Annotated in this window: 16 protein-coding genes; 6 read left to right on the top strand and 10 right to left on the bottom strand. The window is 70.9% G+C overall.

Annotated elements, in window-relative coordinates:
* Positions 1 to 4 precede the first annotated feature (4 nt).
* Positions 5 to 610 (top strand): CGNR zinc finger domain-containing protein, encoded by a 606-nt coding sequence (locus tag ACFYQA_RS26125; RefSeq protein ID WP_388922435.1) that lies wholly within the window; start codon positions 5 to 7, stop codon positions 608 to 610.
* Positions 611 to 744: 134 nt separating this feature from the next.
* Here ACFYQA_RS26125 and ACFYQA_RS26130 read toward each other — a convergent pair whose 3' ends face one another.
* On the bottom strand, positions 745 to 2,088 hold the full coding sequence (locus tag ACFYQA_RS26130) for a UDP-glucose dehydrogenase family protein (protein ID WP_388922438.1): 1,344 nt from the start codon (positions 2,086 to 2,088) through the stop codon (positions 745 to 747).
* 239 nt (positions 2,089 to 2,327) lie between these two features.
* Between ACFYQA_RS26130 and ACFYQA_RS26135 the strand changes: the two genes are divergently transcribed.
* Entirely contained in the window at positions 2,328 to 3,485 is a 1,158-nt protein-coding gene (locus ACFYQA_RS26135; RefSeq protein ID WP_388922441.1) for an acyl-CoA dehydrogenase, read from the top strand.
* A gap of 111 nt (positions 3,486 to 3,596) precedes the next feature.
* On the opposite strand, the gene ACFYQA_RS26140 is transcribed toward ACFYQA_RS26135, so the two are convergent.
* Positions 3,597 to 4,658, bottom strand: coding sequence for a glycosyltransferase family 2 protein (locus ACFYQA_RS26140; protein WP_388922444.1), 1,062 nt, complete (start codon positions 4,656 to 4,658; stop codon positions 3,597 to 3,599).
* A gap of 195 nt (positions 4,659 to 4,853) precedes the next feature.
* Here ACFYQA_RS26140 and ACFYQA_RS26145 point away from each other — a divergent pair, with 195 nt between their 5' ends.
* Positions 4,854 to 6,335: an LCP family protein gene (locus tag ACFYQA_RS26145; protein WP_388922447.1), complete on the top strand. Its 1,482-nt coding sequence runs from the start codon at positions 4,854 to 4,856 to the stop codon at positions 6,333 to 6,335.
* A 184-nt stretch (positions 6,336 to 6,519) separates the two neighbouring features.
* On the opposite strand, the gene ACFYQA_RS26150 is transcribed toward ACFYQA_RS26145, so the two are convergent.
* Positions 6,520 to 7,086 (bottom strand): acyl-CoA thioesterase, encoded by a 567-nt coding sequence (locus ACFYQA_RS26150; protein ID WP_388922450.1) that lies wholly within the window; start codon positions 7,084 to 7,086, stop codon positions 6,520 to 6,522.
* A gap of 117 nt (positions 7,087 to 7,203) precedes the next feature.
* Between ACFYQA_RS26150 and ACFYQA_RS26155 the strand changes: the two genes are divergently transcribed.
* Positions 7,204 to 8,478 (top strand): LCP family protein, encoded by a 1,275-nt coding sequence (locus ACFYQA_RS26155; RefSeq protein ID WP_388922453.1) that lies wholly within the window; start codon positions 7,204 to 7,206, stop codon positions 8,476 to 8,478.
* Positions 8,479 to 8,586: 108 nt separating this feature from the next.
* Here ACFYQA_RS26155 and ACFYQA_RS26160 read toward each other — a convergent pair whose 3' ends face one another.
* The 6 genes from ACFYQA_RS26160 to ACFYQA_RS26185 all read right to left on the bottom strand — a co-directional run bounded on the left by ACFYQA_RS26160 (position 8,587) and on the right by ACFYQA_RS26185 (position 17,722).
* Complete coding sequence (locus tag ACFYQA_RS26160) at positions 8,587 to 8,952, bottom strand: four-helix bundle copper-binding protein (RefSeq protein ID WP_388922456.1); 366 nt, start codon at positions 8,950 to 8,952, stop codon at positions 8,587 to 8,589.
* A 240-nt stretch (positions 8,953 to 9,192) separates the two neighbouring features.
* The gene (locus ACFYQA_RS26165; RefSeq protein WP_388922459.1) at positions 9,193 to 10,932 is read right to left on the bottom strand and encodes an LCP family protein; all 1,740 of its coding nucleotides are present in this window, start codon (positions 10,930 to 10,932) and stop codon (positions 9,193 to 9,195) included.
* Between the two features lie 154 nt (positions 10,933 to 11,086).
* Positions 11,087 to 12,838 (bottom strand): LCP family protein, encoded by a 1,752-nt coding sequence (locus ACFYQA_RS26170; RefSeq protein ID WP_388922462.1) that lies wholly within the window; start codon positions 12,836 to 12,838, stop codon positions 11,087 to 11,089.
* 404 nt (positions 12,839 to 13,242) lie between these two features.
* Positions 13,243 to 15,087, bottom strand: a complete 1,845-nt coding sequence (locus ACFYQA_RS26175; RefSeq protein WP_388922465.1) for an LCP family protein — start codon at positions 15,085 to 15,087, stop codon at positions 13,243 to 13,245.
* Between the two features lie 238 nt (positions 15,088 to 15,325).
* The gene (locus tag ACFYQA_RS26180; protein WP_388922468.1) at positions 15,326 to 16,606 is read right to left on the bottom strand and encodes an LCP family protein; all 1,281 of its coding nucleotides are present in this window, start codon (positions 16,604 to 16,606) and stop codon (positions 15,326 to 15,328) included.
* 360 nt (positions 16,607 to 16,966) lie between these two features.
* A complete protein-coding gene (locus ACFYQA_RS26185; protein ID WP_388922471.1) occupies positions 16,967 to 17,722 on the bottom strand; it encodes a TIGR03089 family protein in 756 nt (251 codons plus the stop codon).
* A gap of 129 nt (positions 17,723 to 17,851) precedes the next feature.
* On the opposite strand from ACFYQA_RS26185, the gene ACFYQA_RS26190 reads away from it, so the two are divergent.
* Positions 17,852 to 19,423 (top strand): N-acetylmuramoyl-L-alanine amidase, encoded by a 1,572-nt coding sequence (locus ACFYQA_RS26190; protein WP_388922474.1) that lies wholly within the window; start codon positions 17,852 to 17,854, stop codon positions 19,421 to 19,423.
* Positions 19,424 to 19,554: 131 nt separating this feature from the next.
* Positions 19,555 to 20,637, top strand: coding sequence for an NDP-sugar synthase (locus ACFYQA_RS26195; RefSeq protein WP_364744970.1), 1,083 nt, complete (start codon positions 19,555 to 19,557; stop codon positions 20,635 to 20,637).
* A gap of 111 nt (positions 20,638 to 20,748) precedes the next feature.
* Here the strand turns inward: ACFYQA_RS26195 and ACFYQA_RS26200 are convergent, their stop codons facing one another.
* Positions 20,749 to 21,783, bottom strand: coding sequence for a DNA-3-methyladenine glycosylase family protein (locus ACFYQA_RS26200; RefSeq protein WP_388922477.1), 1,035 nt, complete (start codon positions 21,781 to 21,783; stop codon positions 20,749 to 20,751).
* Positions 21,784 to 21,942: the final 159 nt, after the last annotated feature.

Consider the following 21,942-nt stretch of genomic DNA (forward strand, 5'->3'; position numbering starts at 1 on the left):
GGACATGAGTGAGAGATCGGCCGCGCCCGCGGGGCTGGCCCTGGTCCAGGACCTGGTCAACACGCTCGACCTGGAGACGGGCGCCGACACGCTGGACACGGCGGACGGCCGCGCCCGCTTCGGGCTCACGGCGGATGACGCGGCGCGCGACGAGGCGCGCGACGAGGCCGGCGTCGAGTCGGCGCGCGCCCTGCGCGAGGCGCTGCGCGCGGCCCTGCTCGCCCACGCCGGCCATCCGCCGCACCGCGCGGTCGTCCCGCTCGGCACGCTGCTCGCACAGGCCCCCCTGGTGGTCACCGTCGACCCGGCGGACGGCTCCGCCGCCCTCGCACCCGTCGACCGGGGGCCCCTGCTCTCCCGGGTCGCGGCGGCCGTGGCGGAAGCGGTCGCGGCGGGTACGTGGACCAGGCTGAAGGCCTGCGAGGCCGCCGACTGCCACTGGGCGTACTACGACCGCAGTCCCGCGGGACGCGGCCGCTGGTGCTCCATGCAGGTGTGCGGAGCCCGCGCCAAGATGCGCCGCTACCGCTCGAAGCAGCCGCAGCCGCAGCCGGCCGGGACGCGGCAGGAACCGAAGCGGGCGACGGAGCCGCAGCCGAGAAGGGCGTAGGCGTCACAGCGGCACCACCGGACCCGCCCCGTGGTGCAGAATGCAAGCAGACGCCGGTTCGGCCGACTGAGCCTCGGCCGAACCGGCGTCACCCGCCGATCGGCCTCACTCGGTGCCCGCGTTCGCGGAGCCCGTCAGGCGGTGGGGCGTCCCATCGCGCGGTAGCGCCATCCGGCCCGGCGCCAGACCTCGGCGTCGAGCGCGTTGCGCCCGTCCAGGATCAGCCGCTGGGCCGCGACCTCGCCCAGTGCCGCCGGGTCCAGCTCGCGGAACTCCCGCCACTCCGTCAGGTGCAGCACCACGTCAGCGCCCCGCACCGCGGCCGTCGCCGAGTCCGCGTACCCGAGGGTCGGGAAGATGCGCCGGGCGTTGTCCATGCCCTTCGGGTCGTACACGGTGACCTGACCGCCCTGGAGGTGTATCTGGCCCGCGACGTTCAGCGCCGGCGAGTCCCGTACGTCGTCCGAGTCCGGCTTGAAGGTGGCGCCGAGGACCGCCACCCGCTTGCCCAGGAAGGCCCCGCCGCCCAGCGCCTGCCGGGTCAGCTCCACCATCCGGCCGCGCTGGCGCATGTTGATCGAGTCGATCTCCCGCAGGAACGTCAGCGCCTGGTCCGCGCCCAGCTCACCGGCGCGCGCCATGAACGCCCGGATGTCCTTCGGCAGGCACCCGCCGCCGAAGCCGATCCCGGCGCGCAGGAACTTGGCTCCGATCCGGTCGTCGTACCCGATGGCCTCGGCCAGCCTGGCCACGTCACCGCCCGTGGCCTCGCACAGCTCGGCCATGGCGTTGATGAAGGAGATCTTGGTGGCGAGGAAGGAGTTCGCGGAGGTCTTCACCAGTTCCGCGGTCGGGAAGTCGGTGACCACGAACGGGGTGCCCTCGGCGACCGGCGTCGCGTACACCTCCCGCAACAGCTTCTCGGCCCGCTCGCTCCTGACCCCCACCACGACCCGGTCCGGGTGCAGCGTGTCCTGGACGGCGAAGCCCTCGCGCAGGAACTCCGGGTTCCAGGCCAGCTCGGCGTCCTCGCCGGCCGGCGCGTGCTCGGCCAGGTAGGCGGCCAGCCGGTCGGCCGAGCCCACGGGCACGGTCGACTTGCCGACGACCAGCGCGGGGCCGGTGAGGTGCGGGGCCAGCGAGGCGATCGCGGAGTCGACGTACGACATGTCGCAGGCGTACTCGCCGTGCCGCTGCGGAGTGTTCACGCAGACGAAGTGGATGTCGCCGAACTCGCCGACCTCCGCCCAGTCCATGGTGAACCGGAGCCGGCCGGTGGACCCCTCGATGCCCGCCACGTGCCGGCGCAGCAGCTCCTCGAGCCCCGGTTCGTACATCGGGACCTCGCCCCGCCGGAGCATGTCGATCTTCTCCGGTACGACGTCGAGGCCCAGCACCTCGAACCCGAGCTCCGCCATGGCCGCCGCGTGGGTCGCACCGAGATAACCGGTGCCGATCACGGTGATCTTGAGGGCCATGCGTGCTCCAGGGGTATACGGAAGCCAGTGCGGGCTGAGCATATCCGGGGCTCCCGGGCGCGCCGAACGGGGCGACCCCGCTCGTTCCCGCTCATTGCGGCCTCACAGCCGTCCCGTTGTCACCAAACTCACGCACTGCGGCGGGAGCAGGAGTTCTAAAATGGGAGTTACTTAACAGTAGTTAGCATCATCGGAGCGTCGCCTCCCGTCGCACCTCGTCGTCTTTGGAGTGAGAGACCTTGGCCGGATCGGCTGATTTCGACCTGTACCGCCCGTCCGAGGAGCACGACATGCTCCGTGACGCCGTCCGTTCGCTGGCCGAGGCGAAGATCGCGCCGCACGCCGCAGCGGTGGACGAGGATGCCCGCTTCCCGCAGGAGGCGCTCGACGCGCTCCTCGCGAACGACCTGCACGCCGTCCACGTGCCCGAGGAATACGGCGGCGCGGGCGCCGACGCGCTCGCCACCGTCATCGTGATCGAGGAAGTGGCCCGCGTCTGCGCGTCCTCCTCCCTCATCCCGGCGGTGAACAAGCTCGGTTCCCTCCCGGTGATCCTCTCCGGTTCCGAGGCGCTGAAGAAGAAGTACCTGACCCCGCTCGCCAAGGGTGACGGGATGTTCTCGTACTGCCTCTCCGAGCCGGACGCCGGTTCCGACGCGGCCGGCATGAAGACCAAGGCGGTCCGCGACGGCGACCACTACGTCCTCAACGGCGTGAAGCGCTGGATCACCAACGCCGGCGAGTCCGAGTACTACACGGTCATGGCGGTCACCGACCCCACCAAGCGCTCCAAGGGCATCTCCGCCTTCGTCGTCGAGAAGTCCGACGAGGGCGTCTCCTTCGGCGCCCCCGAGAAGAAGCTCGGCATCAAGGGCTCCCCGACCCGCGAGGTCTACCTGGACAACGTCCGCATCCCGGCGGACCGCATGATCGGCGAGGAGGGCACCGGCTTCGCCACCGCGATGCAGACCCTCGACCACACCCGCGTCACCATCGCCGCCCAGGCCCTCGGCATCGCCCAGGGCGCCCTCGACTACGCCAAGGGCTACGTCAAGGAGCGCAAGCAGTTCGGCAAGCCGATCGCCGACTTCCAGGGCATCCAGTTCATGCTCGCCGACATGGCCATGAAGATCGAGGCCGCCCGCCAGCTCACCTACGCCGCCGCGGCCAAGTCCCAGCGCGGCGATGCCGACCTCACCTTCCAGGGCGCCGCAGCCAAGTGCTTCGCCTCCGACGTCGCCATGGAGGTCACCACCGACGCCGTCCAGCTCCTCGGCGGCTACGGCTACACCCGCGACTACCCGGTCGAGCGCATGATGCGCGACGCGAAGATCACCCAGATCTACGAAGGCACGAACCAGGTCCAGCGGATCGTGATGGCCAGGAACCTTCCCTGACCCCGTCCCCTGGCGCACGGAAAGCCGATGGGGCGCCCGAGTACACGTACTCGGGCGCCCCATCGGTCTTTTCGCGTCCGGGAGGGGGCCTGTCGCGCTGCTGAGCGCGGGTCAGGAGGCCGGGGCGTCGGCGTCGGCGTCCGCGTCCGTGTTCGCGTGGACCGCGGGCCGGCGGGAGGCGATGACCTTCTTCGCGAGCGAGCGCGGGCTGGTGAGGAAGCCCCAGCCCCACGACATGTGCATGGTGGCCAGCGCCACCGGGATCTGCAGCCGCGCCTTCAGCGGCAGACCCTTGCCCGCGGGTATCGAGCCGAGCACGATCGCCGCGAGGTAGCCGCCGGGCACGACGAAACCCCACGGGGTGAGCAGACCGCCGACCAGGATCCCGACCACGATCGCGCACACAGCGGTCGGCGGGGCCAGATAACGCAGGTTGATGGAACCCGAGTGGTAGCGGGCGACGACGTGCCGCCAACGGCCGTAGTCCTTGTACTGCTTGGCCAGGGCCCGCAAGCTCGGCCGGGGCCGGTACGACACCTTCAACTCCGGCGAGAACCAGATCAGCCCGCCGGCCTCGCGGATACGGAAGTTCAGCTCCCAGTCCTGGGCGCGGATGAACTCCACGTTGTAGCCGCCCTGCCGCTCCAGCGCCTCGCGCCGGAACACCCCGAGGTAGACGGTCTCGGCGGGAGCCGCGGCGCCGCCGGTGTGGAAGGCGGCGTTGCCGACGCCTATCCGGGACGTCATCGCGGCGGCGACCGCGTGCTCCCAGTCGTTCTCGCCCTCGGCGTGCATGATGCCGCCGACGTTCTGCGCGCCGGTCTCCTCCAGGAGCCTTACCGCGGTGGCGATGTAGCCCGGCGAAAGGATTCCGTGCCCGTCGACGCGGACGACGACCGGATGGCGCGAGGCCCCGATCGCCGCGTTGAGGGCGGCCGGGGTGCGGCCGGTCGGGTTGGGCACGGTGTGCACCCGCGGGTCCTCGGCCACGAGTTCGGCGGCGATCTCGTCCGTGCGGTCCGTGGAGGGACCGAGGGCGATCACTACCTCCATCTCGCCGGAGTACTCCTGGGCGAGGATCGCGTGGACGGCGCCACGCAGATGCCGCTCCTCGTTGAGCACGGGCATGATCACGGAAACGGCGGGGAGCCGCACGTCGGGATTGGCGTTCATAGGAGCCTCACGTTACCGCGAACGGGGGACAGCGATGCGCGTGCCGGGTGCGGCTGCGCCGGGCCGCAGATCGTATCGGCCTACGGTGCTCACGATTTCGCTTATGGCCCGGTATGAACCCGTACAGCACGATATGCCCCTGTGTCCGCCCGCCCGTTCGCCTCTCGCGTCCCCTCGCACGGCCCTCGTCCGGAGGTGTCCCTCTTGCCCGCGTCGTCACGGCCTCCCCGGCCCCGCACCGCGCCGCAGCGCCGACCTCAGCCCCCACGGGAGGGCGGACCGCGCCCACCGGGACGCCGCAGACCGCGCTGGGGCCCGCGGGCGGTGACCACGCTGTCGGTCCTGGTGCTCGCCTCGGCCGGGATCGGGCACGCGGTGGTCAGCAGCCTCGACGCGGGAATCGACCGGGTCGACCCGTTCCGGGACATGAAGAACCGCCCCGAGGCGGGCCACGGCATGAACATCCTGCTCGTCGGCACGGACGGCCGCGAGGAGATCGGCGCTCAGGCGCGGCGGAAGTACCGGCTCGGCGGGGCGCCCTGCAACTGCACCGACACGATCATGATCGTGCACATCTCCGAGGACCGGGAGCGCGCCGGTGTCGTCAGCCTGCCGCGCGACTCGTACGCCATGACGCCCGCGCACACCGACCAGGTGAGCGGCGAGGAACACGAGGGGCATCCCGTCAAGCTCAACGCGGCGTATGCGGAGGGCGGGCCGCAGTTGACCGTGCGCACGGTGGAGAAGATGACCCGGGTGAAGATCGACCACTACCTGGAGCTCGATTTCACCAGCTTCATGAAGGCCGTGGATGTGGTCGGCGGCGTCGAACTGTGCACCACCGAACCCCTGAAGGACAGTCACACCGGCCTCGACCTGCCGGCCGGCCGGCACACCCTGGAGGGCGGCGAGGCCCTGCAGTACGTGCGCGCCCGGCACATTGACGGCGCCGCCGACCTAGGCCGGATGAAACGGCAGCAGCACTTCATGGCCGCACTGCTGGACCGGGCCACGTCCTCCGGGATTCTGCTGAACCCGATGAAGTTCCGGGACGTGACCCGTGCCGTGCTCGGCTCGGTCCGCGCCGACAAGGGCTTCGGCACCGGCGAACTGCTGGACCTGGGGCGGGCGATGCGGAACTTCTCGCCCGCCTCCTCCGAGTTCACCACCGTGCCGCTCGAGAAGGCGGGACACATGGTCAAGGGCATCGGATCGACGCTGAAGTGGGACCCCGAGAAGTCCGAGAACCTCTTCGAGGCGCTGCGCGAGGACAAGCCGCTCTCCGCACCCCCGTCGCCCGGCGCGTCCCGGCGCGTCCCGGTGGACCCCCGGCAGATCCGCGTCCAGGTCGAGAACGGCACGGAGGCGAAGGGCCTCGGCCGCCGCGTGGACGAGGCCCTCGCGGCCACCGGTTTCCGCACCACCCGGGTTCCGGTCAACGCGGCGGACCGCTCCGTGCGGCGGACCGTCGTCGCCTACGACCCCCGCTGGGACCGCTCCGCGAAGTCCCTCGCCGCCGCCCTGCCGGGCAGCGAACTGCGCGCGGTCAAGGGCCAGGGCGCGACGCTGAGGGTGATCGCCGGTACCGACTTCGAGAAGGTCCGCAAGGTCCGGGCCGAGGACCCCGGGAAGGACGAGTTCGGGGTGGTGCGGGGTGACGAGGTGGGCTGCGCGTAGGGCCCGGGGCCCGGGGCCCTACGTTCGGATCGTGCCGGGCTCATGGGGTCCGGCCCGGTCCGGAGGAAGGATCCTGGCCCCGTGGGGGTCGCGGCGGCCGCGGGGACCGCCGGGGCTGCGAGAGGTGCCGAGTGGTCAGTCCGTGAGTCAGACCCACCGGAGAAGCCACCACACATCCTCACTGTCAGTCCTCGATTCCGTCCGCCGCCCGCTTCTCGCGCAGCTCCATGATCGCCCGGCGGCGGGCCAGGCGGTGGGTGCGGCGGATCTGGGCTTCCTGGTTGCGGCGCCGGTCCCGCTCGCTCTCCGATATCACCGGCGGCACGCGGCGCGGCTTGCCGTCCGCGTCGACGGCCGCGAAGACGAGGTACGCCGAGCCGACCTGGGTGGCCGGGGCGGACTCGTTCCACCGCTCGGCCAGGACCCGCACACCGACCTCCATGGATGTCCGGCCGGTCCAGTTGACCTGTGCCTTCACATGGACCAGGTCGCCGACACGGACCGGTTCGAGGAAGGCCATCTCGTCCATCGAGGCGGTGACGGCGGGGCCACCGGAGTGCCGGCCGGCGACCGCGCCCGCCGCGTCGTCGACGAGTTTCATGATCACGCCGCCGTGCACCGTACCCAGGAGGTTGGTGTCGCTGTGGGTCATGATGTGGCTGAGGGTCGTCCGTGACGCCGAGACGGGCTTGCCCGGGATGTCGGGAATGTCGGGACTCTCCGCGAGTGGGGCCGGAGCCTGATCTGTCATGGCCTCCACCTTATGCCGAGGCGGCAGCCGGGGAATTTGTGTCAGCTTCGCAACAGCGCTGCCCCTATTTGCCGAGGACTGGTACGGCGCACGCCCCGGACCTGCACACTGTTGCGCATGACTGAATGGCCCGAGGCACGGCCCAACGACAACCGCGGCTCCCGCTACGGACGCGGGAGTGCGAGCGCACAGCCCGAGAGCGCCCGCGTCATGCGCCAGGTCCGTCGCGGTCCGGGGGTCCCGCCCGGCCAGGGAGCCTACGGCGGCTCGGTGCCGCAGCAGCCGTCGTACGTGGACGGCAGCGGGCACGGCGGCGGCTACAGCGACTACAACACGGGCCAGGTCTACGGCTCCCCGGGCGGCGGCGGTCCCGGCGGTCCGGGCGACGACGGCCGGTACGCGCAGCGTCCCGCGCCGGACTGGCGCCGCCGGATCAAGCTGACGTCGATCACGGTCGCGGTCGTGCTGGTCGTGACGACCGTGGGCACCTACTTCTGGGCCGACTCGAAGCTCAACCGCGAGGTCGACCTGTCCATCGTGCTCGACCGGCCGGAGGCGGGCGAGGGCACCAACTACCTGATCGTCGGCTCCGACAGCCGGGCCGGGCTGACCGACGAGCAGAAGAAGAAGCTGCGCACCGGGTCCGCCGAGGGCAAGCGCACGGACTCCATGATGATCCTGCACACCGGCAGCAACGGCCCCACCCTGATCTCGCTGCCCCGCGACTCGAACGTGGAGATACCCACCTTCAAGGGCTCCGAGTCCGGCAAGACGTTCCAGGGCACGGGCCGACAGGTGAAGCTGAACGCCGCCTACGCCGAGGACGGGCCCGAACTCCTGGTCCGCACGGTCGAGTTCAACACCGGCCTGCACATCGACCACTACGTGGAGATCGGCTTCGCCGGCTTCGCGAACATCGTGGACGCGGTCGGCGGCGTGGAGATGGACATCCCGCAGGACATCAAGGACACCAAGTCCGGCGCCGACTTCGAGAAGGGCAAGCAGACGCTGAACGGCGAGGAGGCCCTCGCCTTCGTCCGCACCCGGTACGCGCTGGCCGGTTCCGACCTGGACCGTACGAAGAACCAGCAGAAGTTCCTCTCCGCCCTCGCCAGCCAGGTGGCAACGCCGGGCACGGTCCTGAACCCGTTCAAGCTGTACCCGACCATGGGCGCGGGTCTGGACTCGCTGATCGTCGACGAGGACATGGGCCTGTTCGACCTGGCCGGCATGTTCTGGGCGATGAAGGGCGTCAGCGGCGGTGACGGCACCTCCCTGAACATGCCCCTCGCGGGTTCCTCGGGCGGCAACCTGCTCTGGGACAAGGCGAAGGTCAAGCAGCTGGTGAACCAGCTGAACAACGACGAGAAGGTCACCGTCAAGGGCGACTGAGCCCCACGGAGCCGACGCCGGACGGGCGGGCGGGGCGGGAGAACGACCGAGGGCACCCCGCGGGGTGCCCTCAACTGTGTCCGGCGTCCGGCGTCGGCGTCCGGCGCGTCACATCGTGGCGCCCGCCATGGCACGGCAGGACTCGGCGCAGCGGCGACAGGACTCCGCGCAGCGCATCATCTGCGCGTCGTCCGACATGGACAGGCACGCCTCGGCGCACAGGTCACAGGCCTCGGCGCACATCGCGCACATCTCGGCGGCCAGCGGCGAGCGGCGCATCATCATGTCGGCGCACATGCGGGTCATGTCGGCGCAGTCCATGAGGGCCCCCATGATCTGCGCGGGGGCCTGGCCGCCCATCCGCAGACAGGAGCTCATGGTCTCCTCGCACGTGCTGTGGCAGGCCATGCACGCCTGGACGCAGTCCTGCATCTCCTTGCTCATGGGGCTCGTGGCGGCAGACTGCTGGGTCATGATTCCTCCCAGGGAAACGACGGGGGCCGCGGACCGGCCTCCGTCCTTCAGTCCTACGCCCCTTGCCCCATGACCACCACAGGAGGAACGATCCCTGCTCCGACCTGCGCGTTCCATGGGAAACGGAGCCTCGTCGCCGATTCCTCAGGGGCCCGGCCCGGTTCGATGAGGTCGGGCAGGGGCAGGGGCAGGGGCAGGCGGCGGCCGGAGTCCGCTCTGCCACGCGTGACGTGATCGTGGTCAGGACCAGGTGTAGTTCGGGTTGACTTCCATGCAGGCGGAGTCGTCCGCTCCGTTGAGGGCCTTGGCCGACTCGGGCATCGTGTAATCCTGTGCGGGCGCCTTGTACGCCGTCCCCTCACGCCAGTCGGCGCCGACGACGAGCGTGACACCGGAGACGTCGGTGGACTGCCGCACCGCACTCTCCGGAACGCCCAGCGACTCGGCGACCCGCAGGGCGTTGCCCTTCAGGTCGGCGCTCGGGTAGCGCACCAGCGTCAGCTGCTCGCTCAGGGAGCCGGCGGTGTCGGCGGTCGCGCCGGTGAACCCCTTCTCCTGAAGCAGCCCGGCCACGGCGCTCGCGCGGCCGGACGCCGCGCCGAGGGTGTCGGTGCGGGTGCCGTTGACGACCTGGACCGCGATCCTGTCGTCGTCGGCGGCCGGTTCGGCGGACGAGGTCCCCCGCTCCTCCATCGCCGCTTCCGCGGCGGCCTCCCCGGCCTGTGCCGGCTTCTCGTCCTTGCCGTCCAGCGCGATGTCCTCGCGGACCAGCCGGAACAGCTGCTCGGCGTCCTCGGTCGGCTCCACGCGGGCCCCCACGTACCGGTTGGGCATCGTGGTCATGGTGATGCGCTCCGGATCCACCCCGCCCAGCTCGTTGCTGAGGTCGTACAGCTTCTTGACGGTGTCGAGGCCGGGGTCGACGGTGAGCGCCCGGGTGGCCTCCTCGGCCAGCCTGCGCAGCGTGTTGGGGTTGCTCAGGTCGGCGTTCTCGCGCAGCTCGCGGGCCAGCGAGTTCATGTAGATGTGCTGGGCCTTGGCGCGGGCGAGGTCGCTGCCGTCCTCGAAGCCATAGCGCGTACGCAGCCACTGCAGGGCCTGCTCGCCCTTGACCGGGTGGGTACCCTCGGGCAGCTTCAGCCCGGAGCCGTGGCCCTGGCTGTCGCGCGAGAGGATGTTGGCGTCCACACACACGGGAACGCCGCCGACGGCGTCGGCCATGGCGACCACACCGGCGAAGTCGACCATGATGAAGTGGTCGATGTGGATGCCGGTGAGTTCCTGCCAGGTGGCCACGGTGCAGCCCGGACCGCCGTGCCCGAGGCTCTGGTTGGTCAGCGTCCGCCCGTTGCTCGCCTCGTACACCGTCCCGTCCTCGGGGTCGGTGCACTTCGGGATCTGGACGAGGGTGTCCCGGGGCATGCTGATCACGGACATGTTGGTCCGGTCGGCGGACAGGTGCAGCAGCATCTGCACATCGGCCAGCGGTGTCGCGCCGAACGTCTCGCGGGCGCCGCCGAGGTCCTGGTTCTCCTTGCTGTCCCGGGCGTCGGAGCCGATCAGCAGGATGTTCAGCGGGATCTGCCCGGCGGCGTTCGGTGTGGGCTCGGCGACCTTGTTGTCCCCCAGGTTCAGGGGGTTCTGCTTGATGTTGCCGTTCAGGTGCCGGTAGTAGACGTAGCCGGCCCCGGCCGCGCCGAAGAGGAACAGCGCGAGGACCGCGGCGACCCACTTGAGCATCCGGCGCCGCGGGCGACGGCCGCCTCCACCGGGGGCGGACGCGCCATCGCCGGACGCGGGTATGCCGCCGTCGGACGCGGGTATGCCGCCGTCGTCACCGTCCGACGTGGGCGTCCCGCCGTCGTCGTCACCGTCCGCCGCGTTCCCGCCGTCGTCGTCCGGGACGCCGGAGGGGGCGTCGTCCGGGCCCGCGTCACGCCGGTCGTCGCGGAGCGTCTTCCGTGCGGCGCTCTGCGTCACTTCCGTCGCCCTCCCCACCCCTTGGTACTCCTCACCTCATGGAACTGGCCTGTCCTGCTCTTGTTAGACGCACGACAGGCCTGTCAGTTGCCCTGGGAACGCAATTCCACGGCAACAACTTTTGAGGAGACCCCGAACGCGGCCCGGTCGAGCCTCAGCTCGCGCATTCGACCTTGTCGGCCGTGGACTTCTCCACGTCCAAAGGCCCCGCCGCGGAGCCGTCGAGCGGTGAGCCGGCGCCCGTGAAGTCCTTGCCGAGGGTCAGCGTCATCGCGGGCAGCCCCTGGGAGTTGGTGACGCTCTCGCCGGGCTTCAGCGCAGAACCGGACAGACCCAGAATGGTGGCGAGGCGGCGGGCCTGGTCGGCCTGGTCGGGCGCGTACTCGAGGGTGGTCCTCTTGAGCTTTTCGTCGGCGTTGCCGGCGTTCTCCGACTTGCTGACGCCTTCGTCGAGCTGGAGCCGGCTGAGCATCTGCTGCGCACTGCCCGCCGGGGCACCGCCGTTGAGGACCTGCACCCGGACCTCGGAGGCCGGTGCCTTGGTGCCCTGGAGGCGGGCGGCGACGGCTGCCTTCTTCTTGTCCCGCTTCTTCTCGACCTCGGTCAGCGACACGTCGCCGGAGATCGCGTCGAACAGCTGCGGCGCCTTGGACTCGTCCACGACGACGGTCGCCTTCACCTTCTCCGCGGGGTTGTCGCGCACCGGCACCGTGGTGAACGAGATGTTCTTCGGCGGTACCTTCTTCAGCTCCAGGGCGACGTCCTTGAGCGTGCTCACGTTGCCGATGCCGGTGTCCACGGTCAGCGCGTTGGTGGCGGCCTCGGCCAGTTTCACCAGTTTGGTGGGGCTGGTGAGGGTGTCGCTGGAGGACATCTTGCGCATCAGCGAGGCCAGAAAGAGCTGCTGCACCTTGATCCGGTCGAGGTCGCCCTCGTTGCCGAAACTGTGCCGGGTGCGGACGAAGGCGAGGGCCTGCTCGCCCGCCACCTTCGACGTGCCCACGGGCAGCTCCAGCTTCGACTGCTTGTCGTTCACCGCGTGTTCCACGCACACATCGACGCCGTCGACGGCCGAGGTGAGGGTCTTGACCGCGTTGAAGTCGGCCATCATGAAGTGGTCGGGCTTGATGCCGGTGACCTCCTCCACCGTGCGCATCGTGCAGCCCGGATCCCGGCCGTCCTCCCCGAGGCTCCGGTTGAAGCGGGCGCCCGGCAGCCCCGGGATCACCTTCTCCGTCCCGTCCTCCAGTTTCGTCGGACAGTCGGGGATGTCGACTATCAGGTCACGCGGGATGCTGAGCGCGGTGGCGTTCGTACGGTCCTTGGAGACGTGCAGCAGAATCGTGGTGTCGGCATGCCCCACGCTGCCCGCGTCCCCGTAGCCGTCGTTGCCCGAGCCGGTGCGCTTGTCGGTGCCGAGGACGAGGATGTTGAAGGCCTCGTCCTTGCTGAAGTTGCCCGAGCCCGCGTCACCGACGTCGGTCGTGTTGACGTTGCCCTCGAGATGCTGCAGATAGACGTAGCCGGCCGTGCCGGTGGCGAGTACCACGAACGCCATCGTCCCGCCGGTCCACAGCAGGGCCTTCCTCGCCTTCGGCTTCCGCTGCCCCGACCGGCCCGAGCGCCGTCCGGGCTGCGGCTCGGGGGCGCCTTGCCGCCGCGGCGGCGGGACCTCGCGGCCGGGTGCCCGCGGGGGACCGCCGGGCACGGCACCGTACGGGTGGCCCATGCCACCGGGACCGGCAGGGTGGTTCGCGGTGTACGGGGAGCCTCTGCGGAGGCCGGGGACAGGTGACTGCGGTGCGGAAGGGCCCAGTCGCAGTTCGTATTCACCGGTGGCCGGATTGAGTACCCATTGGTCTGCGGGGTCGACATTGTCCGCCCGCCCACGGCTCTGCGCGTCCACGCTCGTCCGATCCTCCGTCGGGGCCACACGGCACCCTCCCCCCTCCGGAGGGTGTCCGCGCGTGCTGGTCACCACCGTGCGCGCGACGCCAGAACGGTCCTCGCGGCCGGGGCACTGGAGCGTTCACACTAGCCGCCGACCTGAGCGGGACGGGGCGTCAGTGACGAATTCCTCGTCCACAAAAAGGGGTAAACCGCCTCATTGGGTGGGGAAATGGCGTCATGGAGCCACCGTTCTCCGCAGGGCTCACGCCGTCCGGGCGCCCCGCGCACGGGTCCGTCACACGCCCCGCAGGACACCCGACGGGCCCGCCCGTCGGGTCACCCGGCGTATCCGCGGAGGTTTCACTCGCGCACCGCAAGGCACCGCACCGCAAGGCACCGCAATGCGCGATGTGCGTCGCGTCACTGCGCGCACTCGACCTTGTCCGCCGTGGACGTGGACTCCTTGATGTCGTCCGACGCCTTGGACGGAGGGGTCAGGGAGACGCCCGCACCCTTGAAGTCCTTGCCGAGGGTCAGCGTCATCGTGGGCAGCCCCTGGGAGTTGGTGACGCTCTCGCCGGGCTTCATCCCTGAGCCGGACAGGCCCAGGATGTCGGCGAGGCGGCGGGCCTGGTCGGCCTGCTCGGGCGCGTACTCGAGGGTGGTCTTCTTCAGCGTCTCGTCGGCGTTGCCGGCGTTCTCCGACTTGCTGACGCCTTCGGTGAGCTGGAGCCAGGTGACGGTCTCCTGGGCGCTGCCCGACGGGCCACCGCCGTTGAGGACCTGTACCCGGACGTCCGAGGCCGGTGCCTTGGCGCCCTTGAGGCGGGCGGCGACGGCGGCCTTCTCCTTCTTCTTCTGCTGCTTGACCTCGGTGAACGACACGTCGTTCTGGATCAGGTCGAATATCTCCGGTGCCTTGGAATCGTCCACGACGACGGTCGCCTTCACCGTCTCCACGGGGTTGTCCTTCACCGGCAGCGTGATGAACGCCAGGTTCTTGATGTTGAGTTTGCCCAGCTCCAGACCGAGGTCCTTCAGCTTGTTGATGTTGTCCAGCTGGGAGTCGACGGTGAGTGCCTCGGTGCCTGCCTCCGCGAGCTTGACCATCTTCGTCGGGCTGGTGAGTGTGTCGTTGGACTTCAGCTGCCGCATCAGCGCGCCGAGGAACTGCTGCTGCACCTTGATGCGGTCGAGGTCGCCCTGGTTGCCCCACGCGTGCCGGGTGCGGACGAACGCCAGGGCTTCCTCACCCTCGATGGTGTGCGTGCCGGCGGACAGGTTGAGCTTGGAGTCCTTGTCGTTGACGTCCTCGGCGAGACAGACATCGACCCCGCCGACCGCCGTGGTCAGCGTCTTGACCGCGTTGAAGTCCGCCACCATGAAGTTGTCCGGAGTGATCCCGGTCAGCTCGGTGACCGTCCGCATGGTGCAGCTCGGCGTGCGCTCGTTCTGGCCGAGGCTGGTGTTGAAGCGGCCCCTGGAGCCCGGGATCGTCTTCTCAGTTCCGTCCTCCATCGTCGTGGGGCAGTCGGGGATGTCGACGATGAGGTCGCGCGGGATGCTGAGCGCGGTGGCGTTCGTGCGGTCCTTGGAGACGTGCAACAGGAGCGTGGTGTCGGCGTGCCCGGCGCTGTTCTTGTCACCGTAGCCCTCGTTGCCCGCGCCGGTGCGCTTGTCGGTGCCGATCAGCAGGATGTTGATGGCCCTGTCCTTCTGGAAGCCACCGGTGCTCGCGCCGTCGTCGGGGATCGAGTCGATGTTGCCGTTGAGGTGCTCCAGATACAGATAGCCGCCCACGGCGGTGGCGAGCACCACGAACGCCATCGTCCCGCCGGTCCACAGCAGGGCCTTCTTGGCCTTCGACTTCTTCTTCTTCACCGGTCGGCGTCCGCGCCGGCCTGCCGACGGCTCCTCGGGCGCGTCCCGGCGCCTGCGCGGCGGCCCTTCACGCTCGGGTGCCCCGCGCTCGGGTGTCCCGCGTTCAGGTGTCCCGGGCTCGGGTGTCCCGCGGCCGGCGGGTCGCTCCGCCGTACGCCCGGGAGCACCGGTACGACCGCGCGGGGCGTCGGCGCCGGAACCTTTGCCCGGAGCCGCGCCGCCCCCTGGAGCCGCGCCGGAGGCACGCGGTCCACGCGGAGAGGGGACCGGCTGCTGCGGTGCGGAATGGCTCAGTCGCAGCTCGTAATCGCCGGTGTCCGGATTGAGTACCCACTGGTCTGCGGGGTCGATGTCGCTGCCCCGTCCACGGCCTTGCGCGTCCACGGTCGTTTGAATCCTCCGTCGGTGCCACGCGGCGCCTTTCCCCCCAGGCGCTCGGTCGGTCACACAGTGCGCGACTACAGGGTGAATCTCAGGAACGCGCGCACCGGGAGCGCTCACACTAACGGCACGGAACGGCCTTCGGCGACGCCCGTGGCACATTCCACATCCATATAACTGGGCAATTCGCTCATATCTGTTGACATAGCTTCACAGCCTGGGAGTCGCCTGAGAGCCGGCTTTACGCGCAGGCATCCTCGGCGGCCGTGTTCCCGGAGAACGTCGGCGCGGGAGAAGCCGCTTCGGCCGCTTCCTCCGACTGCCCCCCGGATTCATTCCGAGTGACCTTTCCGTCACCCTCCGTCGCCATGTCGTCCGAATTCCCGGGTGGAGCACCGGACTCGGATTCCGTGGCGGAACTCCGCGCCGTGCTCTGTGCGACCGTGACCGGCGCGTCCCTGCGCAACCGCTCGAACAGCTCCTCCGCCGCGGGCTGCGAAAGCTGGTCCCGATTGGCGTCTTTCGTGTACGGCTCCCGGGGAGCGGTGAGAAATTGCACGTGTTCCGTGGGGATGTCGCGGAGCCCGCGGGCGAGTTCGTACAAACCGCGCAGACTCGCCAATTTCGGGTCGGTCGTCAGCGCCGAAGTGGCCGCGTGCAGAACGGGATACAGCTTGGCCGGATTCAGCAGAACGTCATTGCCACTCACCTTGTTGACGAGCGCTCCGAGGAACCGCTGCTGACGTTCCATACGGTGCGTATCGCTGCCGTCACCGAGAGACTTGCGGGCGCGGACATAGCCGAGGGCCTGTTCCCCGTTCAGTGTCACCCGGCCCGCGGGCAGCTTCAGTTCGGCCGCCTTGTCGTCAATGGGTTCACGCAGACACACCTCGACGCCGTCGACCGCCTCGACCATCTCCTTGAAGCCGTGGAAGTCCACGACGATGTGATGGTCCACGCGAATGCCGGTGAGTTTCTCCACGGTACGGATGGCGCAGGCGGAACCGCCCTGCTCGAATGCCTGGTTGAACATTGTGAACACGGGCTCGGCGCGGGTGCCGTCCCCGCGCAGACAACCCGGCACGTCCACCATCAGATCTCGGGGCAGGGACACCGCGGTGGCGCTGCCCCGGCCCGCCGGCAGGTGCAGCAGGATCACGGTGTCGGACCGCTCCGTCCCCGGGTCCCGGCCGTAACGGCCGTTCTCGTTCCCGGACCGCGAGTCCGAGCCGATCAGCAGGATGTTCCGGGCCTCCTCGACCAGCGCCGTGGGCCGCTCCCTCTCGAACCGCGCGAGCTCGGCCACGGCCGCCTCGTCCGCGGTGATGTTCCCCTCGAGCTTCACGTACACCGCCCACCCGGCCCCGGCGGTCACGACGAGCAGCGCCGCGACACCGAGCCCGGCGCCGGCCGTCCACCGCCGCCGTCTGCGCCGCGGCAGCCCCGCCCCGCTCGCCGAGGCTCCCGCTCCCGGCCCGAGGGTGCCCCCGCCCGCGGGGTCCGCGCCTGCGGTGTCGTTCACGACCGGTCCACCCCCTCACTGCGTACGGGACGGCTTGCGGCGGCATACGGAACTGCGGGACGGCGTAGGGATATACGGGACGGTGTACGGGGCGTACGGGCGTCGGGGCGTGCGGTGTCCGGCGTGCCCGGCAGGCGCCGCCTGCCGCGTGCCGGGCACGCCACTGATACGACGATGACCCGGATGCGCGGCGGCGGCGGATGCTGCTGAGCCGAACGGGGGAGGGGGTGTGCCGGACGGGGGATGGTCCGGCGGGCTCGGTTTGGGCGATCGGTCCGGTCCGACCCGACCCCGGTCCGGTCCTGTTCCGGTTCCGTCGGTGGGTGTGGGTGTGGGGGGAGTGGTGGGACGGGCAGGCCGTCAGCGGGCGATGGCGGTGACCCGTTCGCTCTCCACCCGCTTGTCCAGGGCGTCGTCCCCGACCCGGTCCAGGTTCCGGCACAGCACCACCGAGCCGCCGGTCGCCAGCGGCCCGTACAGGCCTGCGCGGAGACCCTCCCAGGTGTCGTACGACAGCCCCGACAGGATGCGCGACGCCGGCCCGGTCAGCCCGAGTTCCGTCGCCTCCGCGCGGGCCCGCTGCACCACCTCGGCCCCGGTGAACTCCCGGCCCGCCACGATCAGGGCCGGGGCCTCGGGGGCGACCGGCACGTACGGTGCGAATCGGTCGCCCTGTCCCGGGACCTCCACGGCGTAGTCGGCGAAGCCCTCCGGAGGCTGCGGGAACCGTCCGCCGAGCGGCCTGAGGGCCAGCGCGATCCGTGCGCCCGAGCAGGCCCGCGCCTTTTCCAGCGTGTCCGGCCCGCTCACCACGACCTCGGCCGCCGCCGGGTCGCCGGACACGTCCGCGACCACGCCCACCGACGCGCACGCCAGCAGCCACACGGCTGTCTGCCAGTGCGCGGGCAGCAGTAGCGCCACACGGTCACCGGGCTCGGCGGCCAGTTCGTCCTGAAGCAGGTTCGCGGTCTTGGCCACCCAATTGGCGAAGGTGGCCACGGACAATTCGACGCGTTCGCCCGTGGCGTCGTCGTAGAAGGTCACCAGGGGGCGTCCCGGGTCCGCGGCGAGAGCGGAACCCAGCAGGTCGGCGGGGGTGCGGTCGGTGGCGTTCACCCGCGCAAGCGTACGCGGGCACGGCCGCGCGCACCGAGTGCACGGGGCACCGGTTCGGGGGAACGGATCCCGACAGGCCGTCAATTCCCCGATGGACAGATTTGTATGACTATGTCCAAGCTCAGGGGCATGCGTAGAACTCTCGCTTCCTCCATCGGCGTCACCTGTGCGGCCGCACTCGCCCTGCCCCTCGCCCCGTCCGCCGTCGCGGCGGCCGCGGGACCGGGCGGGACGGTGCCGACGGCCACCCGCGCAGCGGTGACGACCGGGTCCGGTACCCCCGGCAGCACCCAGTCGCTGCCCCTGCGGCCCCTCGACCCCGACCGCGCCTCCGGCGCCGCCGTGTTCGGCCTCACCCCGCAGTCCGTACGGCACTTCTCCCTCGTCGGCGTCATCTGGGACGACCCCACCGCCGAACTCCACGGCCAGGTCCAGGTCCGCGCCCGCGCGGCGGACACCGGCGCCTGGTCCGGTTGGGAGGACGTCGAGACCCACAACGCCGACCACGCGGCCGACCCCGAGACCGCCGAACGCACCTCGGGCCGGGTCCGCGGCGCCACCGCACCGCTGTGGGTGGGCGCGTCGGACGGTGTGGAGATCCGGGTCCGGGCGGAAGCCGGACCCGACTCGGATCCGGAGCCGAAGGCGGGGTCCGAGCCCGCGGGTTCCGAGTCCCCGGGTTCCACCGCCGAGGAAGGTGCCGGGAAAGAGGCCGGGGAGGCCACCTCGCTGCTGCCGTCCGGGATGCGCCTCGAACTCGTCGACCCGGGGGAGGACGCTCCGCCCCAGGACACCCCGCCCGGGAACGGCGCTGCCGAGGGCCCCGATGAAAGTCCCGATGAAAGCCCCGGCGAGGCCCCCGGTCGCGACCCCGCCGACGGTTCCGCGGGCACCCCGGCGGACGCCCCTCGTACCGGTGTGATGAGCGCCGAGGCGACCGCCGCCTCCGCTGCCAACGCCCCGCTCGTACCCCTGGGCGCCACCGAGATCCCGGCGCTGACCCGGGCGGAGACCGAGGAGGAGTACCACGCCCTGCGCGGCACCGAGGCGGCCTGGCAGGAGGCGGACACCGGCGGACAGCCGCAGGCGGAGCCGTACATCGGCCCGCGTCCCGGCATCGTCACACGCGGCGGGTGGGGTGCGGACGAGAGCCTGCGGGAAAAGAGTTTCGTGTACACCGACAAGGTGGGCGCGGCCTTCGTGCACCACACCGCCTCCGGCAACAACTACACGTGCGCGCAGGCTCCTTCGGTCATCCGCGGTATCTATCGCTACCACACGGAAAGCATGGGCTGGCGGGACATCGGCTACAACTTCCTCGTCGACAAGTGCGGCAAGATCTACGAGGGCCGTGCCGGGGGAGTGGCCAACCCGGTCCTGGGCGCCCACACTCTGGGGTTCAACAGCAACACCATGGGCGTGGCGGTTCTCGGCACCTTCAGCTCCACGAGTCCGCCGGCGGCCGCGGTGACGGGGGTCGCCCAGCTCACCGCGTGGAAGCTCGGGTTGCACGGTATGGATCCGAGCGCGAAGACATACCTGACGTCCGGTGGTGGCAATCTCTACAAAAAAGGCACGAAGGTACGACTGAACGTGATCTCCGGTCACCGGGACGGGTTCAACACCGAGTGCCCAGGGGGGAAGCTCTACGACAAGCTCGGCACCGCCCGCTCCGCGGCGGCCGGTTACCAGGGCCGCTGAGAGGGGCGGCCGCCGGGCCCGCGTTCCTTCCTGCCGGAGACACCGCCGTCGGAACCGCTGTGCGACGGTCTGCATACACTGGCCGGCCGAAAAACAGTTCGGCCGGTCCCGGCAGGAAGCGGAGACGACAGGTGACAGAAGCGATTCTCCTGGTCGGCGGCAAGGGCACCCGGTTGCGCCCGCTCACGGTGCACACCCCGAAGCCCATGGTCCGGGCGGCCGGGGTGCCCTTCCTCACGCACCAGCTGGCGAGAGCGAGAGCGGCGGGCGTCGAGCACATCGTCCTGGCCACGTCCTATCTGGCCGAGGTCTTCGAACCGTACTTCGGCGACGGCTCGTCGCTGGGGCTGCACATCGAGTACGTGACGGAGGAGGAGCCACTCGGCACGGGCGGCGCCATCCGCAACGTCGCCTCCCGGCTGCACTCCGGCCCGGACGAACCGGTGCTGATCTTCAACGGCGACATCCTCACGGGCCTGGACATCCGGGCGCTGGTGCGCACCCATCGCACGACGGGCGCGGACGTCTCGCTGCACCTGACGAAGGTGACGGACCCCAGGGCGTACGGCCTGGTCCCCACCGACGACACGGGCCGCGTCCTGGCGTTCCTGGAGAAACCCCAGACACCCGAGGAGATCGTCACCGACCAGATCAACGCGGGGGCGTACGTCTTCCGCCGCTCCGTCATCGACACGATCCCGACGGGCCGGCCGGTGTCGGTGGAGCGGGAGACGTTCCCGGACCTGCTGTCGGCCGGAGCCCACCTCCAGGGCCTGGTCGACTCCACGTACTGGCTGGACCTCGGCACCCCGGCGGCCTTCGTGCGGGGCTCCGCGGACCTGGTGCTGGGCCGTGCCCCGTCCCCGGCGGTCCCGGGACGCTGCGGCGACCGGCTGGTCCTGCCGACGGCGAGGGTGGCACCGGACGCCAAGCTGGCGGGCGGGACCGTGGTGGGCGAGGGCGCGTTCGTGGCGGAGGGCGCGCGCGTCTTCGGCAGCACGATCCTGCCGGGTGCGGTCATCGAACCCGGCGCGGTCGTCACCGACTCGCTGATCGGCACGCGGGCGCGGGTGGGGGAGCGGTCGGTCCTCACCGGGACGGTGATAGGCGACGGCGCGGTCGTCGGCGCCCGCAACGAACTCCGGGACGGGGTCAGGGTCTGGTGCGACGCGCGGATCCCGGCGGGGTCGGTGCGGTTCTCCTCGGACGAGTGACCGTGCGAAACCGGGCCGCCTACAGGTCCGGTGCGGGCTCGGACGCTTGAGGAGCTCGGACGGTTGAGGGGCACGACGGCCGAGGACGCGGACGGCTGGAGGGCTCGGCCCTCACAGCCGTCCGACGTCCCAGCGCGGCATCTTCGGCGCCCGCCGCGCCGGCGTTCTGCCGCTCAGCAGGATCAGCCGCGCAGCCCGGTGCCGCTGACCGGCATACGGCTCCAGCAGATCCAGCATCGTCGCGTCGTCCGCGTACCGGTCCCCGGCCAGCGCCCACCCCACGATGCCCGGCAGGTGCAGATCCCCCGTGGTCACCTCGTCCGGCGCGCCATGACTGCGCTGCACCGTCTCCGCCGACGTCCACGGCCCGATGCCCGACACCAGCTCCAGCCGCGCCCGTGCCGCCGCCGGGGCCATCCCCGCCGCCTCCTCCAGCCGCGCCGCGACCCGCACCGCCCGCAGCACCGCGGACGCCCGCTTGTCGTCGACACCGGCCCGGTGCCACTCCCAGGAGGGGATCAGCGCCCAGGTCCGGGGCGACGGCATGACCGCCATCCGATCGGGCGCCGGCCCGGGGGCCGGCTCCCCGTACTTCCGTACCAGCAGCCGCCACGCCCGGTACGCCTCACCGGTGGTGACCTTCTGCTCCAGGACCGACGGGATCAACGACTCCAGCACCAGACCGGTCCGGGCCAGCCGCAGTCCCGGCCGCCGGTGCCGGGTGAGCGCCAGCAGCTTGTGCCGGGGGACGAACGCCGCCGGGTCGTCGGCGGCACCGAGCAGGTCCGGCAGCCGGTCCAGGAACCACCCGGCCCCCGCTCCCCACGCCTCGCCCCGTACTTCGCCGCCGTGCCGTGTCACCCGCAGCGTCCCCGGCCCGGCGGGTGTCAGGCTCGTCCGCCACACGGAACCGTCCGGCATCGCGCGAAACGTCGGGTCCCCGGACCCGCGCCGCAACGGCCCGAGCACCAGCCCGAGGTCCAGCGGCCCGTCCGGCACCCACGTCCGGACCAACGACGGGGCGGCCGGGGCCGGTGCCTGCTGCGGCACCCCCGCCTGGTCGGCGGCCCGCCCGCCTCGCACGGTCGTACGAGCAGGGCGGGAAGCAGGCCGGGGGGTGGGTCGGGGAGCGAAACGTCCTGCCACGGAGGGGTCCCGGGGATAGGGGCGGAGGTGGGGAAGCGGTGCAGAGGTAGGGGAAGGCGGGGCTCCTACGAGGGTAGGCGCCCCACGCGTCCGCTCCGGCTCATCACGGTCCGGTTCACCGCTGTCTGGTTCGTCACGGTCCGGTTCACCGCTGTCCGG

It is taken from the genome of Streptomyces sp. NPDC005774 (genome assembly GCF_042871645.1).
Classification (GTDB): domain Bacteria; phylum Actinomycetota; class Actinomycetes; order Streptomycetales; family Streptomycetaceae; genus Streptomyces; species Streptomyces pratens.